This is a genomic window from Enterobacter sp. Lyrl_3, assembly GCF_051948675.1.
Lineage (GTDB): Bacteria > Pseudomonadota > Gammaproteobacteria > Enterobacterales > Enterobacteriaceae > Enterobacter > Enterobacter cloacae.
This window is the reverse complement of record NZ_JAYJLI010000010.1, coordinates 61,043-77,041: the sequence shown is the minus strand read 5'-3', so window position 1 is coordinate 77,041 and position 15,999 is coordinate 61,043. Positions and strand designations below refer to the sequence as shown.

The following is a 15,999-nucleotide window of genomic DNA, read 5'->3' as shown; positions in this document are numbered from 1 at the left end:
TTAGCGAAACACGAGGAAATACATTAAGAACACGTTGACCACCAGCAGGGTTAACGCGGTCGGGATCTGGATCTTAATGACCTGATATTTGTCTTTCAGCTCCAGTAACGCGGCGGGAACAATGTTGAAGTTCGCCGCCATCGGCGTCATCAGCGTGCCGCAATAGCCAGCGTACATGCCAATCGCCAGCAGCGGTGCCGGATTACCGTGATGCACGTGGATCAGGAACGGCAAGGCGATACCGGCGCTGAGCACCGGGAAGGCCGCAAAGGCATTACCCATGATCATGGTGAACAGCGCCATGCCGACGCAGTAAATCACCACCAGCATAAAGCGGCTGTCCGGGTTCACAAACAGGCTGACTACCTTCTGCACGGAGTTGCCGGTATTGGCCACCACAAAAACCCCGCCCAGCATGGCCAGCATCTGCGGCAGGATCACCGCCCAGCCAATGGTATCCACCAGGCGGCGAGACTGACGGACGGCATGCAGTGGCGTACCTTTTGTCAGCCACCAGCCGGTAAGGATGGCCGCCACACAGGCCACGCACAGCGCCGCCAGCGTGAGCTGTTTTTGATCGAGCAGGTAAACCCCGCCAATCGACACCCCTTTCAGGAACAGCGTGCCGATAACCGTCACAACCGGGATCATCAGGGCCGGTAAAAACAGCCAGTTTTTCAGCCGGTTTGAGGAGGCAATACGCTCGGGCTCGCTGGCCATCTTGTACTGCCCTTTACCGACCAGCCCAAAGCCTGCCAGAAGGGCAATTACAATCACGGCGCCGCCAATGATCCGGTACGCCAGCGAGCGGCCCAGCTCCTGCACCATCAGGTCACCGAACAGGAAGATCCCACCGAACAGAAACCAGAACAGTGCCGTGGTAAAACGTTTGGGGTTGGCGCGATCGCGCAGGGTCATGACCACCAGCAACATCACGACGAAGCCAATCAGGTAGTACACGCGATTAATGGTGAGCAGTGTCATCATGGCGCGATCTCCTGCGTTCCCTGCCCGGCTTTCCACGCCATCACGTCACGGCGGATGCTGGCATCCAGCCTCAGCAGACGCGTCATATGAATAATCAATGCCGCAATCGCCGTCGGGATCGCCCACAGGCCGATATGCAGCGGTTCAATACCCTGAATACCGTTCTCCTTCAGGAAAGCGTCGATCAGCAGCACCGCCCCGAAGGCGATAAAGATATCCTCGCCAAAGAACACCGCGATATTGTCGCACGCGGCGGCATGGGCTTTGATTTTGTCGCGAATATGCTGGGGCAGTTCGCCGTATTCGTTCAGCGCCGCCCCTTCGGCCATCGGTGCCAGCAGCGGACGCACCGTCTGGGCATGACCGCCCAGCGACATCAGCCCCAGCGCGGCCGTCCCCTCGCGGGCGACAAAATAGATCATCAGAATACGCGCCGAAGTGGCGCTGGCGATCTTCGCCACCCACGCCTGTGCGCGCTCTTTTAGACCGTAATATTCCAGCAGACCAATAACCGGCAGGATCAGAATGAATGTAGCCAGAGAGCGGCTGTTGACGAACTTCTCGCCGAAGGTTTCCAGCAGCATGCCGAAATCCATCCCAACCAGCAGACCCGTCGTCAGCCCCGCTACCACGACCACCAGTAGCGGGTTGAAGCGCAGGGCAAAACCAATAACCACCACCGGGATCCCGATAAGCGGCAACAGTGTAGAACCGTCCATAAACGTTACCCTATCCAAAGTGAGCGTTGCGCGCCGACGGCTATTTTTTTAATTTGCGGCGAGCGATGTTGTGTTTTCCGTCAGGCTTCGAAAACCTGCGTTAAAAAGCTATATCTGAACCGCAAAAACATGTAAACAATTTATCAATAAAATGTTCTTATTTTATCGATGAGTTTACATTTCCGGGCAACAGCCACACTCCCGTAAGGAACGTTATGACCCTGAAGAAAAGTGCTGCATCAATGAATCACGACGACATTAACGACGGCCGGATCGTCTCCTCCCGCCATCTGGTTTCCGAGCGCTGCGCGGAGCTATCGGAGCTGGAGTACGCGCTGATCATGACCAGTAACGCGTTCAATAAATGGATGGTGCGCTGCATGACCGCGGCCGGTGAGCCGGATATGGGGGCCTTTGACGTCTCGCTTTTGCATCATGTGAATCACCGCAATCGCAAGAAGAAGCTGGCCGATATCTGTTTTGTGCTCAACGTGGAAGACACCCACGTGGTGACCTACGCGTTGAAAAAGCTGGTCAAGGCGGGCTACGTCACCAGTGAAAAGGCAGGAAAAGAGCTTTTCTTCTCCACCACCGAGGCGGGAAAAGCACTGTGCATGAAATACCGGGATGTGCGCGAAGCGTGTCTGATCAACATACATGCCGAAAGCGGGATTTCGGGTGCCGCTATCGGTGACACCGCCCAGCTGCTGCGCACCATTTCATCCCTGTATGACACCGCCGCACGGGCGGCGGCATCACTTTGACATCACGGGCGTCTGAAGAGAGTAATACTGCGCCCCGCCAGTTCGTAATCCACGGTCCGGGTGATGACCTCGCCCGTGGCAACCTCCCCCGCCGTGGAGAGCTCCAGCACCCAGCCTCCTTCACCAAACTGCGGGATCTGGAACGACACGGCGCCTTCGAACGGGTTGAACAGCATCAGCACGTCGTGCCAGATCCCCTCCTCCTGGATAAGATCGGGCCGGCTGATGGAGACGCCGATTGTCGAGCCTTCCTCCCATTGCTCAGACTGCTGCGGTCCTCCTCCGGCGTTAAACCAGCGGATCTCAAGACCGTCTCGCCAGCTCTCCCGGCGCAGCAGCGGTTGTTTGGCGCGAAGCGCAATCAGGTGCCGGGTAAACTCACGCAGCGCGACGTCGTTTTCTGACAACCCTTTCCAGTTGATCCAGGAGATCTCGCTGTCCTGGCAATAGCCGTTGTTGTTCCCTTTTTGCGTCCGGCCAAACTCATCCCCGGCCAGCAGCATCGGTGTACCGTGGGAGAACAACAGCGTGGTGAGGAAGTTCCGTTTCTGCCGTTCACGGGTGGCAATAATGTCGGGGTTCTCGGTCGGGCCTTCCTCGCCATAGTTATACGCGCGGTTATCGTTATGCCCGTCGTTGTTCTCTTCACCATTATCGGCGTTGTGTTTCTCGTTGTACGACACCAGATCGTTCAGCGTGAAGCCGTCATGCGCGGTAATAAAGTTGACGCTGGCCCACGGGCGACGCCCGCGTAAATCATAGAGATCGCCCGAGCCCAGCAGGCGGGCGGCAAAATCAGTGGGGACGTTATCGCCCCGCCAGTATTCACGAACGGTGTCGCGATATTTGTCGTTCCACTCGCCCCAGCCGGGCGGGAAGCCGCCCACCTGATAGCCGCCGGGGCCGATATCCCAGGGCTCACCGATGAGCTTGAGTTTTGATAAAACCGGATCCTGGGTCATGGCATCAAAGAAGCCGCCGCGCGGATCGAACCCTTCTGGCTCGCGCCCCAGTATCGTGCCCAGATCGAAGCGAAAACCGTCGATATGCATCGATTCCGCCCAGTAGCGCAGCGAATCCATGATCATCTGCAGCACACGCGGGTGTGAGGTGTTCACCGTATTCCCCGTGCCGGTGTCATTGATGTAATAGCGATGCTGATCCGGCAAGGTGCGGTAATAGCTGTAGTTATCGATACCCTTGAACGAGAGCGTCGGGCCAAGCTCATTGCCCTCTGCCGTGTGGTTATAGACCACATCCAGAATCACCTCGATACCCGCGTCATGATAGGCGCGGACCATATCGCGAAAACCCTGGATCCCCGCCGGGCCGTAATAGCGTGACGCGGGCGCAAAAAAGCCCAGCGTGTTATAGCCCCAGAAATTCTTCAGGCCGCGGTCCAGCAGGTGCTGATCGTCCGGGAACCAGTGAACCGGCAGCAGCTCGACGGCGGTGATACCCAGACTTTTGATGTAATCGACCGAGGCTTTATGCCCCATGCCTTCAAAGGTGCCGCGCAGCTCGGGCGGTATCGCCGGGTTGAGCTGGGTAAAGCCTTTCACATGGCTCTCATAGACCACGGTATGCGGCCAGGGGATCGCTGGCCGCTGATGGTCCTGCCAGTCAAACGCATTCGGATCGATAACCCTGCATTTTGGAGTGAACGGCGCGCTGTCCCGCGTGTCAAAGCTTAGATCCAGCGCATCATGACCCAGTTCGTAGCCAAAATGGGCATCATTCCAGTCGATATCGCCCACCAGTTCACGGGCATAGGGATCGATAAGCAGCTTATGCGGGTTAAAGCGATGCCCGTTTTCCGGATCATAAGGCCCGTAGACGCGATAGCCATACAGCGCGCCGGGCTGGAGGTCGGGCACATAGCCGTGCCAGATCTCGTGGGTATATTCCGGCAGCTCCAGACGGGCGATTTCCGTTTTACCGGAGGGATCAAACAGACAGAGCTCCACCCGCTCGGCGTGAGCTGAAAAAAGCGCGAAGTTAACCCCTTTCCCGTCATAATTTGCGCCCAGCTGCTGGCCATGACCGGCCCGTATGTCAAACGTATTTTCCTTTGCCATTTTCGTTCTCCACGATTATTCGCAGGTAAGCAGAACTAACAAACTTCCTGTTTCAGACGTTAAATCCAGCGTCTCCCGCAGCGCCCGACGTTCACCGGTAAACAGATCCCGGTAGCGTTTCCCGGAAAGCTCTTCGGGGATGACGACCGAAGTGTTGGCCCACAGCGTTTCGTTTGTGGGGGTAGCAAAAACCAGACGCGGTACGGCAACAATCAGCGCCTCCCCGTCCTTCACGCGCGCGTAGACAATCAGGTTTTCCTCGCGCTCGCCGCTGACCTTCAGCGGCAGCCAGTCGCCGTACTGGAAGAGCGATAAATAGTGCTGCCGGACGCGTAACAGCGTGGCGGTGACATACTGCTTCACCCTGCCATTTCGCCACTGCTGTTCGTCGGCAAAGAGCTTTGCGTCGGCGCTGCTCAGGTTTTGCCTCAGCGTGGCGAAATCCGGCTCCAGCCGGTTATCCGGGTCGACCAGGCTAAAATTAAGCGCCTCGCTTCCCTGATATATATCCGGTACGCCCGGCGCCGTCAGTTTGATCACCGTCTGGCTCAGGCTGTTCATCAGCCCGGCGCGGATAAAAGGTTGCAGGGAGGACGAGAAATCATGCAGGAACAGCGTGTTCTCAGGGGACAGCAAGTGCCGGACGTAATTCAGCACCACGCTCTCATAGCTCTCATTGCTGTCGATCCAGTCGGTACGCTGTTTGGCCTCGCGCAGGGCTTTCTCAATAAACCCGAGGAAACGCGCTTCGAGAGACTTCAGCCCTTCACTATCGTCAGGCGACAACGTTGCAGGCCAGACGCCCGCCAGCGCCTGGTAGATCATCCAGGTATCGGCCGCGTTTGGCGCGGTACCGTCATTGAGAAAACGCACCTGGGTCTGGTTCATCTGCCGCCAGCGCGCCAGATTTTCACCCCACTGTTCCGGGGCTTCCGTCAGGGTGTAGAGGCGTGCCCGCGCGTCTTCCCCGCGCTTGGTGTCGTGCGTGGAGGTCCCCAGCAGCGCATCGGGCTGACGGGCCAGACGGATGCGCATCTCCTGGTGAAAGCGGGATAACGAGAACGCGCGCGGGGTGGGATCGGCCCCCACTTCGTTCAGGGCGAGCTCGAGGTTATGGCGGAAAAAGAGCGTATCTTCCACCGATTTCGCCATCAGCGGCCCGGTAAGCTGCTGGAAGCGGGTTCTGAACAGCGAGGCCGCATCGCGGCTGCTGGCGTCCAGGTCGCCGGTGAGGATCCTCACCAACAGGCTTAACGCCGGTTCCGGTGCGTCCACGCTGGCGACAACGCGGTTCAACAGCGCGACATCCGGGGCGGTTAACCCGTCGGCGGTGCCGTAGGTGCGGTAGACCGGAAACGCAATCAGCAGTTCGCGCAGCGTGTAGCGTATGTCGTCCTGCGGCACGTCAATGTCGTTGCATCGGGCAAGGTCGGTGGCAATGTTAAGCAGCGTGGTGAATTCACCCTCAAAATTGCGATCGGTCATCAGCCCTTTAGCGTTGCGAAGTTCCGCATGGCGATCGACCGTCACGCCCAGCGTCTCGTCGTGGATTTTTTCCAGCCGCCCGAGGTTATTATCGTCGACCAGCACTTCGGCCAGCGAGGCGATAAACTCATATCCGGTGGTGCCGGATACCGGCCATTCCACAGGCAGTTGTTCCCCTTTGGCGAGAATTTTTTCCACCGTGATATAACAGTCGGGACCGGTTGCCTGCCGTAACCGCTGCAGGTAACCCAGCGGGTCGGCCAGCCCGTCGATATGGTCAATGCGCAACCCGTCGACAATGCCGGTATGCACGAGCTCGAGGATCAGGCGATGCGTATCCTGAAACACCCCCTCGTCTTCCACTCTGACGCCCACCAGGCCGGTAATTTCAAAAAAGCGCCGCCATGAGAGCTGTTTCGGCGCTTCCCGCCAGGACATCAGCCGCCAGCTCTGCGCCTCGTGGATCGCCTCGATGCTTTTCTCCGCAGCCCATGTTCCGGGGTTAAGCGGATAGGCTGTGTCATAGTAGACCAGCGCGGCCTCACCGGTGACACTGTCACGTTTCAGAGTAATTGCCCCCTTCTCCAGCTCGGCCTCAAAGGTGTCGCCAAGGAACGGCAGCGTCAGCGGGCGCGACCAGTCAATATCAAAATAGTGCGCGTAACGGCTTTGCTGACCAAACGCGATAACGTCCCGCCACCAGCGGTTTTGCAGCGAGGTCGACATGTGGTTAGGGACGATGTCCAGAATGAGCCCCATTCCCGCCTGCCTGAGTGCCGCCGTCATGCGGTCGAAACCGGCGCGCCCGCCAATGGCAGGATCGATTTCGTTAGGATCGGTGACGTCATAACCGTGGGTTGAACCGGTGGTGGCGGTAAATATCGGTGAGGCATAGAGATGGCTGATCCCGAGGTCTTTAAGGTATGGCACCAGCTCCACCACGCGGTCAAAGGTCATGCCATTGCGGAACTGTATTCGGTATGTGGCACAAGGGATCATGATGCGTCTCCATCTGCAAAACGAACGACAATGCTGTTCGGCGCTAACACCTCAGCGGCCTCCGGCCAGCTAAAGAGCGTTTCGCCTGCCAGCGCAGGAACGTCAACGGGCTTATTACCGATATTCAGCGCCAGCGACAATGTCCCCGTCGGGAAAGACCAGCTCACCGCCACTATACCGGGAGCAGTCTTAACGATTTTGCCCTCAACGGTGCCGCCAGGGCGAAGTAACGGCACAAGATAGCGATGCCGCAGGACCAGCAGGCTTCGCGTGAAGCGCAGCCAGGATTTACCCTGCGCAGTCGTCACGTTGTGCCAGTCCAGTTTTGAGCGGGCAAAAGTCTGCTCGTCATTCGGATCCGGTACATCGCCATCGTGTCCGCTGTGGCCGGTAAACTCTTTTGCCCGCCCTTCCCGCACGGCTTTCGCCAGATCGCCATGAAAATCCGTAAAGAACAGGAACGGGTTGGTTTCGCCATACTCTTCGCCCATAAACAGCAGCGGGATATGGGGTGACAGCAGCAGCGCGGCGAGCAGAACGCGGGTTTTATCCGCGCCCGCAAGGGTTATAAGCCGTTCGCCCTGGGCGCGGTTACCGGTTTGATCGTGGTTTTGAATAAAATCGACAAAGAAGGTCGGCGGCTGGGTGTGGCATTCCACCCCGCGTGAGTGTCCGGTCTGCAAAGAGACCTCACCCTGATAGACAAATCCTTCTGCGAGAGCTCTGGCGAATTTTTTTTCCGGTTCGAAGGCAAAATCCTGATAGTAGGCATGCGTTTCGCCGGTGGCAAAGACGTGGGCGGCGTTGTGGAAATCATCATTCCACTCGGCGGTAAACAGCGGCGTGGCTCCCTTCTCATCCCGAGGATGCAGGAAAATCACGTTACGGCTGTCCTCGGTGGTGAGATGGATATGACGATCCGGGAGCGCTTCGCGGATCGTTTCCGCGATCTGCTGAAGAATATGTTTCGACGCCGTATCTTTAATCTGGTCGATAGCATCAAACCGTAAGCCATCCAGACGGTATTCGGTCAGCCAGAACAGGGGCGCGTCAAGAATGTAGTGTCTGACCGGCTCCCGTTCATAGGCGATACCGTTACCCCACGGCGTCATTCTCTGCGCATCAAAAAACGCGGGTGACAGCAAGGGTAAGTAGTTTCCTTCCGGGCCGAAATGGTTGAGTACGATATCCAGCACGACAGAAAGGCCCAGGCCGTGCGCCGCATCGATGAACGCGTGAAAATCCTCCGGCGTGCCATAGGCGGAGTGCGGGGCATACAGCAATACGCCGTCATAGCCCCAGCCGCGGCTGCCGCCGAACTGTGAAACCGGCATGACTTCAAGCTGGGTGATGCCGAGTTCAGCCAGATACGGCAGCTTGTCGATAGCCGCCCGGAAGGTGCCCTGCGGCGTAAAGGTGCCAATATGCAGTTCGTAAATCACCGTCTCTTCCCACGGTCGCCCTGCCCAGTCTGGGTTGATGGGCTGATAGCGGCCGGGGTCAATCACCACGGAGGGGCCATTAACGTCCCCTTTCTGCGCCCGCGATGCGGGGTCAGGTACCGCCATGCCGTCCTGTAAAACGAACTGATACTCGGTGCCATGCGTCACGCCAGGTACGTCAATCTGGAACCAGCCGTTACCGACCGCCGTCATGGGCAGATCGCGTTCTGCCAGACGTAGCGTAAGTTGTTGTTGTCCCTCAGCCCAGACGCGAAAACGTACAACGTCACCGGAAATAAACTCAGCACCCCACTGCTTTTGAAATGTCCTGAATTCCATTCATTGTCCTCGAATGACCCACATTTTACGCGGAATGAAGTACAAGCTTAGTTCAGGATCGAAAGCACGTTTCAACAGAGCCCCAACGTGCAACCGTCATTTTTCTGTCACTTAAATTCATTACGCTTTCGTCATTTTGACAAGGGTGTTAAGGAAACAATAATGAATTCAATAGCTAAGGCATTACTGGTGGCATTACCGATGTTGAGCGCAACCGCTACCGCGGCAAATAATGAACTGTGTGAACCAAAAGCCTACGAAATGGCGCTGCGCTACCAGCAGAAGTCAGCTGAAATCATGGCGCTTCAGCTGCAGACGTACCGTTTTGCCACCGGCCGTTTTGACGAGAAAGTGAAAGATCTGAAAACGCCAGAAAATTACGCGGTGGTCATGGATCTGGATGAAACCGTGCTCGACAACACCCCGCTGCTGGTGCGCGACATGGAACAGTGCCATGACTACACCCAATGGGATACCTGGAGCGACTGGGAAAAACAGGGAAAACCCGGCCTGATCCCCGGCGCGAAGGCGTTTCTTGAGCATGTGAATCAAAGCAAGGTGCGTATCTACTACGTCTCTGACCGCATGCAGGAAAATAAAGCAGATACCATCAACACGTTAAAATCCCTTGGCCTGCCGCAGGTCTCGGACGACAGCGTGCTTCTGGATACGGTGAGTAAAGAAGAGCGCCGCCAGAGCATCCTTAAAAAGCAACAGATCATTATGTTGTTTGGCGACAGCCTGCCGGATTTTGCCGTGCAGTTTAAAAACAAAAAACCGAGTGAGCAGCAGCGCGAGCTGGTTGAGGCAAGCGCAGAGCATTTTGGCAATGACTGGATTGTGCTGCCTAATGCCGCTTATGGCTCATGGTCAAAAGCCACGCCGGACAGCTGGAAGCCGTAACAATCTGCCCGCCGGGCACGGTATTGCCGTTGCCCGGCCACCCCACTGAGCTATCCATCCCATTTATAGGTCCTATCACTGTTGAGCGGGTTCTTAAATTTTGATGCATAAGTAAGATGAGGACTTACTAAAGGAGATCATCATGCTTACTGTCAAGAAACTTGCCCTCTCTACGCTCATCACCAGTTCACTGCTCTTCTACCCTGCGCTGCACTCCCTGGCAGAGACGCCTCAGCACGTGGTGAAACAACCGGCGGGCGGTTACAGCGTTCAGGTGGGCGACGTGCTGGTTACGTCGTTTACGGACGGCAGCGTCGCGCAGGATCTGCACACGCTATTGCGCCGGACCACAGAGCAAAAAACCGATGCGTTACTGGCGAAAAATTTCCAGGCGAACCCGGTTGAGGTCTCCATTAACGCCTTTCTGATTGCGCTGCCGGGACACAAAATTCTGGTCGATACCGGTTCCGGCCAGCTTTTTGGTCCAGGCAACGGCGGGCGTTTAATCGAGAGCCTGGCAACGCAGGGGATCAAACCGCAGGACATCACGGAAATCTTACTGACGCACGCGCATTCCGATCATTCCGGTGGCCTGATAAAGGACGGTAAGGCGGTATTTACCAACGCCCGCGTGTTCGTGGGGAAACCGGATATCGACTTTTTCTTCAATGAAGAGAATCAGAAAAAAACCGGTTACGATCAGAACTACTTTGACGTGGCACAGAAGACCTTAAAACCGTATCTTGATGCCGGCAAAGTGGTGCCGTTTACCGGTACATCAGCGCTGCTGCCGGGTATTACCGGAACGGTTCACCCCGGCCATACGCCGGGCTCGGCCTTCTATACGCTGGAAAGTAAAGGCGAGAAAATTACCTTCGTGGGCGACATTATCCACGTCGCTGCGGTACAGTTCCCGCAGCCTGATGTGACCATCGCCTACGATGAAGATCAGGACGGAGCAGCCCGTGTGCGCAAGCAGGCCTTTGACGACTTTGTCAAAAACAGAGATCTGGTTGCCGCGCCACACCTGCCGTTCCCCGGTATCGGTTATGTCACCAAAGGCGAACGCGCGGGCTATGCCTGGGTTCCCGTTACCTATACCAACCGGGACGCCAGCACAGCTAAATAAACAACGGAAAACAACATGACGCCATTTTCAGACCTGGATATTGACCTGATATTGACGTTGGATGCACTGCTCACCGACCGGAACATCACGCACGCCGCCGCACGTCTGGGGGTCAGCCAGCCCGCGCTGTCAGCCCGTCTTTCGCGCCTGCGTGCCATTTTTGGCGAGCCGTTGTTTATCCCTTCCCCACATGGACGTGGGGTGTTGCCCACACCCCGTGCCGAGGCGCTGAGGCCTCAGATCGCGGCCGTTCTGCGTGGCATCAGCGCGATGCTTGCCCCCACCGGGTTTAACCCCCGCGAGAGCAATCGCACGTTCGTCATTGCCCTGCATGAAAACCCGGCCCTGATGCTTGGGGCTGAACTGCTGAATCACATCAGACGTGAAGCGCCGGGGATCCGCCTGCGTTTCGCCCTGCCGGAGTGGGTGAACCTGCCCCAGCAGCTGGAAAGCGGCGACGTTGATATTTACATCGGCGTGAGTGCGGGCGCGCATGACGGCTGGGTCAGACGCAAACTGTTTGAAGACGCGTTTGCCACCGCCCAGCGCAAAGGGCATCCTCGCGGTACGGGGCCGCTGGATCTGGCGCAGTATTGCGCCCTCTCTCATCTGGTGGTCTCCTCCCAGGGCGATCCATTTACCGGCTTTGTCGACCAGACGCTGGCCGGGCTGGGATATCAGCGCAACGTGGTGATGTCCACGCAAAGCTATGCCATGGCACCGCCTCTGGTGGCGGGGACTGACCTGATTTGCACCTTACCGGGACGCATGTTGCAGCAGTTCGCCACCACGCTCGATATTTTCCCGCCCCCGCTGCCACTCCAGCCGATCGCCATCAGCATGTTCTGGCATCCTAAAAACAGTCAGGACACGGCGAACGCCTGGCTGCGCGAACAACTGCTGCTGGCCGCCGGGCGTCAACCCTGAGCAACGGTGGTGAGGAATTTTTTTAAGACTTCAGAACGAATGATTCGGTGACAAACCAGCGTCAGTTCGCTCTCCCTGAGCCGATCAATAATGTCGACGTAAACCACATTCCCGACGCTCACCGCCCTTGCTGAGGCGGGCAAGAGCGCAATGCCAAATCCCGCCGCGACAAGGCTGATGACGGTGGGCACGTCGGTGGCATTCTGCACCACCTCCGGCTGGAAACCCGCACCGTTACAGGCGTCATAGAAATATTGTTCCAGCCCCATGCCTTGCGGATCACGCAGCGAGATCCACTTTTCGTCCTTCACGGATGAAAGCGTCAGCGCGGATGACGTGGCCAGGGGGTGTTGGCGAGGCAGCGCCAGCACCGTTTTCTCTGAGGTAAAGGGGCGAGATTGCAGATCGTCAGGTAACGCAGGCAACGGAGCCCGGATAATCGCCACGTCCAGTTGGTTGGTCTGCACGGCTTCGTAAAGCGTCTGCACGTTTCCGGTCATCAGCGAAATGGCAATCGCGGGCCAGTTCTCGTGCAGCTGGCGCAGCGTTGCAGGCAGCTTACCGTCGAACATCGCACTCGATACACATCCCAGATTCAACACCCCCTGTTCGCCACGGGCGGTTTGTCTGGCGTCCAGCACGGCCTGCTCGGTCATCGCAATTGCCAGCCGGGCTTTGACCAGAAACGCGTCTCCGGCAGGCGTCAGGGTTAAGCGACGATGTGCCCGGCTAAACAGTGTGACGCCCAGACGCGCCTCCAGCGCTTTAATCTGCTGGCTCAGCGCAGGTTGCGCCATGTTCAGGCGCTCCGCGGCGCGGTGCATATGGAGCTCTTCGGCTACCACCAGAAAATTACGCATCAGACGAAATTGCATGATGAAGTCCCGCGAAATTTGATAACAAAATCCTTATCAAAATAGCATTAATGATGCAATTGATGCTATCTGTCGTTCGCCCAACAATGGAGGTCAGCCATTAAGGGAGAAAACCATGCAAAACCCCATCAACGATCTCAGAAGCGCCATCGCGTTGCTGCAACGCCATCCAGGTCACTATATCGAAACCGATCACCCGGTAGATCCCAATGCTGAACTGGCGGGCGTCTACCGCCATATCGGCGCGGGCGGTACCGTAAAACGCCCCACTCGCACGGGCCCGGCCATGATGTTCAATAGCGTGAAGGGCTACCCCGGCTCCCGCATCCTGGTAGGTATGCACGCCAGCCGGGAAAGAGCGGCGCTTCTGCTGGGTTGTGAACCCTCGAAGCTGGCGCAGCACGTTGGTCAGGCGGTGAAAAACCCGGTTGCACCGGTGGTGGTTCCGGCCTCGCAGGCACCGTGCCAGGAGCAGGTCTTTTACGCCGACGATCCGGACTTTGACCTGCGTAAGCTGCTTCCGGCCCCGACCAACACGCCGATTGATGCAGGCCCGTTCTTCTGTCTGGGGCTGGTACTGGCAAGCGATCCGGAAGATACCTCGCTGACCGATGTGACCATTCACCGTCTCTGTGTGCAGGAGCGAGATGAACTCTCTATGTTCCTTGCCGCCGGTCGCCATATCGAAGTCTTTCGCAAGAAGGCCGAAGCGGCGGGCAAACCGCTGCCGGTAACCATCAATATGGGACTTGACCCGGCTATCTACATTGGGGCCTGTTTCGAAGCGCCAACCACGCCATTCGGTTACAACGAGCTTGGCGTCGCCGGGGCATTACGCCAGCAACCGGTGGAGCTGGTACAGGGCGTGGCGGTAAAAGAGAAAGCGATCGCGCGGGCGGAAATCATCATCGAGGGCGAACTGCTTCCCGGCGTGCGCGTAAGAGAAGATCAGCACACCAACACCGGCCACGCCATGCCGGAGTTCCCGGGCTACTGCGGCGAGGCGAATCCGTCTCTGCCGGTGATCAAAGTGAAAGCCGTGACGATGCGAAACCACGCGATCCTGCAGACGCTGGTGGGCCCGGGCGAAGAGCACACCACGCTTGCCGGTTTGCCGACCGAGGCCAGCATTCGCAACGCGGTCGAAGAGGCCATTCCCGGCTTTTTGCAAAATGTCTATGCCCACACCGCCGGAGGCGGTAAATTTCTCGGCATTTTACAGGTGAAAAAACGCCAGCCGTCAGACGAAGGACGTCAGGGCCAGGCGGCACTTATCGCCCTGGCCACCTATTCCGAGCTGAAAAACATTATCCTCGTGGATGAAGACGTGGATATCTTCGACAGCGACGACATCCTGTGGGCAATGACCACTCGCATGCAGGGCGATGTGAGCATTACCACGCTTCCGGGGATCCGCGGCCACCAGCTGGATCCGTCGCAGTCACCGGATTACAGCACCTCGATCCGTGGAAACGGCATTTCCTGCAAGACTATCTTCGACTGCACGGTGCCGTGGGCGCTAAAGGCGCGGTTTGAACGGGCGCCGTTCATGGAGGTTGATCCCACACCGTGGGCGCCGGAGCTGTTCAGCGATAAAAAATAGACCGTCGTCGCCGTTTCTTCGCCCCACCGGGTGAAGAAACGCAAGCTTAAATTGCCGCTTCCCCTGCTTTCTTGTACCCTTTCAGCGTTTACCCCAATCCCCTGAAAATCGAGACACCGGACGCCTATGACTGCACATATTTCCAAAGATCCTTTGCATGGCGTTACGCTGGAGATGATGGTCAATGCCCTGGTGGCGCGATATGGCTGGCGCGAGTTGGGCGATCGAATCAAAATTAACTGTTTCAGAAATGACCCAAGCGTGAAGTCGAGCCTGAAATTCCTGCGCCGTACCCCCTGGGCACGCGCGGAGGTCGAGGCCCTGTATCTTGATTCCCTCAATGATAACGGGACCGCTGAACGCGAGGCGCCCGCCTTTAACCCCTGGGCCAATAGTCGGATAACCAAGAGCTAATACGCAAATGATGCGACATGTAAAACGGACTGGTGCGCTGCTTGGCTGCGCGCTTTTACTTGTTAGTTGCTCCTCAAAACCCCCAAAGTCGCTGGTCACACCGCTCCCGCCCCCAGGCAAACCGACGCAGCAGGCAAACGAGCCGATGCGTGGGATCTGGCTGGCGACTGTCTCCCGCCTCGACTGGCCGCCGGTCGCCTCGGTGAATGGCCGCAGTGCTGACCAGCGTATTGCGATGCAAAAACAGGCGCTGATCGACAAACTCGACAATCTGAAACGCCTGGGAATTAACACGGTGTTTTTCCAGGTAAAACCGGACAGCACGGCGCTCTGGTCGTCCAAAATCCTGCCGTGGTCAGATATGCTTACCGGCAATATTGGCGAGTATCCGGGCTACGATCCGCTGCAGTTTATGCTCGATGAAGCCCACAAGCGTGGGATGAAAGTTCATGCCTGGTTCAACCCCTATCGCGTTTCAACCAATACCAAACCGTCAACCATCGCCGCGCTGAACCGCACCTCATACCAACAACCGTCCAGCGTCTATGTGCAGCACCCTGAGTGGGTTCGCATCGCAGGCGATCGGTTTGTGCTCGACCCGGGCATCCCGGAGGTGCGTGACTGGATAACCCGGGTGGTGACCGAGGTGGTGGCGAACTACCCGATAGACGGCGTGCAGTTTGATGACTACTTTTATGCCGAATCGCCCCGCTCAACGCTGAATGATGCGCAGACCTACAGACAATACGGCCAGGGGTTTAGCTCCAAAGCCGACTGGCGTCGCCACAATACGCAGCAGCTGATTGTGCAGGTCTCTCGGGCGATCAAACAGACAAAACCGCAGGTTGAATTTGGCGTCAGCCCGGCGGGCGTCTGGCGTAACCGCTCCTTTGACCCGGCAGGATCCGACACCCGTGGCGCGGCGGCGTATGATGAATCCTACGCTGACACCCGTCAGTGGGTGCAACAGGGGCTGCTGGACTACATTGCCCCGCAAATCTACTGGCCTTTCTCCCGCGATGCGGCACGCTATGACGTGCTGACCAAATGGTGGGCCGACGTGGTGAAACCGACCCATACCCGTCTGTACATCGGCATTGCGTTCTATAAAGTGGGCGAGCCGTCGAGAAATGAGCCGGACTGGACGGTTCAGGGCGGCGTGCCGGAGCTGAAAAAACAGCTCGATCTCAACGACTCCCTGCCGAACGTGAATGGCACGATCCTGTTCCGCGAAGATTACCTCAACCAGCCGCAGACGCAGCAGGCGGTAAACTACCTGAAAGGACGCTGGGGAAGCTAAGTACAGTCAGGCAGAAACGCCCTGTTTCTGCCTGT

General features: G+C 57.5%; 13 protein-coding genes. 7 read left to right on the top strand and 6 right to left on the bottom strand.

The features are described from left to right. Window positions 1–987, bottom strand: a complete 987-nt coding sequence (locus VF709_RS17360) for a DUF979 domain-containing protein (RefSeq protein ID WP_013096574.1) — start codon at window positions 985–987, stop codon at window positions 1–3. After that, window positions 984–1,706, bottom strand: coding sequence for a DUF969 domain-containing protein (locus VF709_RS17355; protein ID WP_013096573.1), 723 nt, complete (start codon window positions 1,704–1,706; stop codon window positions 984–986). The genes VF709_RS17360 and VF709_RS17355 overlap by 4 nt, the downstream gene beginning before the upstream one ends. Window positions 1,707–1,921: 215 nt before the next feature. On the opposite strand from VF709_RS17355, the gene VF709_RS17350 reads away from it, so the two are divergent. After that, window positions 1,922–2,470: a winged helix DNA-binding protein gene (locus VF709_RS17350; RefSeq protein WP_013096572.1), complete on the top strand. Its 549-nt coding sequence runs from the start codon at window positions 1,922–1,924 to the stop codon at window positions 2,468–2,470. 2 nt (window positions 2,471–2,472) lie between these two features. Here VF709_RS17350 and glgX read toward each other — a convergent pair whose 3' ends face one another. The 3 genes from glgX to treZ are packed head-to-tail and all read right to left on the bottom strand — an operon-like array spanning window position 2,473 to window position 8,813. After that, the gene (gene glgX, locus VF709_RS17345; protein WP_029883305.1) at window positions 2,473–4,548 is read right to left on the bottom strand and encodes a glycogen debranching protein GlgX; all 2,076 of its coding nucleotides are present in this window, start codon (window positions 4,546–4,548) and stop codon (window positions 2,473–2,475) included. Window positions 4,549–4,563: 15 nt separating this feature from the next. After that, complete coding sequence (gene treY, locus VF709_RS17340; protein ID WP_149896699.1) at window positions 4,564–7,032, bottom strand: malto-oligosyltrehalose synthase; 2,469 nt, start codon at window positions 7,030–7,032, stop codon at window positions 4,564–4,566. After that, complete coding sequence (gene treZ / locus VF709_RS17335) at window positions 7,029–8,813, bottom strand: malto-oligosyltrehalose trehalohydrolase (protein WP_045902995.1); 1,785 nt, start codon at window positions 8,811–8,813, stop codon at window positions 7,029–7,031. Before treZ ends, treY begins: the two co-directional genes overlap by 4 nt. Before the next feature lie 162 nt (window positions 8,814–8,975). Between treZ and VF709_RS17330 the strand changes: the two genes are divergently transcribed. The 3 genes from VF709_RS17330 to VF709_RS17320 all read left to right on the top strand — a co-directional run bounded on the left by VF709_RS17330 (window position 8,976) and on the right by VF709_RS17320 (window position 11,772). After that, window positions 8,976–9,716: a 5'-nucleotidase, lipoprotein e(P4) family gene (locus tag VF709_RS17330; RefSeq protein ID WP_028027885.1), complete on the top strand. Its 741-nt coding sequence runs from the start codon at window positions 8,976–8,978 to the stop codon at window positions 9,714–9,716. Window positions 9,717–9,858: 142 nt separating this feature from the next. Next, entirely contained in the window at window positions 9,859–10,845 is a 987-nt protein-coding gene (locus VF709_RS17325; protein ID WP_029883308.1) for an MBL fold metallo-hydrolase, read from the top strand. Window positions 10,846–10,860: 15 nt separating this feature from the next. Further along, window positions 10,861–11,772, top strand: a complete 912-nt coding sequence (locus tag VF709_RS17320; protein WP_058682704.1) for a LysR family transcriptional regulator — start codon at window positions 10,861–10,863, stop codon at window positions 11,770–11,772. Here the strand turns inward: VF709_RS17320 and VF709_RS17315 are convergent. Beyond that, window positions 11,763–12,647: a LysR substrate-binding domain-containing protein gene (locus tag VF709_RS17315; protein WP_013096565.1), complete on the bottom strand. Its 885-nt coding sequence runs from the start codon at window positions 12,645–12,647 to the stop codon at window positions 11,763–11,765. The genes VF709_RS17320 and VF709_RS17315 overlap by 10 nt on opposite strands. Before the next feature lie 115 nt (window positions 12,648–12,762). Here VF709_RS17315 and VF709_RS17310 point away from each other — a divergent pair, with 115 nt between their 5' ends. From VF709_RS17310 to VF709_RS17300, 3 genes are all read left to right on the top strand, one after another. After that, window positions 12,763–14,250: a UbiD family decarboxylase gene (locus VF709_RS17310; RefSeq protein WP_047024849.1), complete on the top strand. Its 1,488-nt coding sequence runs from the start codon at window positions 12,763–12,765 to the stop codon at window positions 14,248–14,250. Between the two features lie 126 nt (window positions 14,251–14,376). After that, the gene (locus tag VF709_RS17305) at window positions 14,377–14,664 is read left to right on the top strand and encodes a VF530 family DNA-binding protein (RefSeq protein WP_023619621.1); all 288 of its coding nucleotides are present in this window, start codon (window positions 14,377–14,379) and stop codon (window positions 14,662–14,664) included. Between the two features lie 7 nt (window positions 14,665–14,671). Continuing rightward, entirely contained in the window at window positions 14,672–15,964 is a 1,293-nt protein-coding gene (locus VF709_RS17300; RefSeq protein WP_062934485.1) for a glycoside hydrolase family 10 protein, read from the top strand. Window positions 15,965–15,999 lie beyond the last annotated feature (35 nt).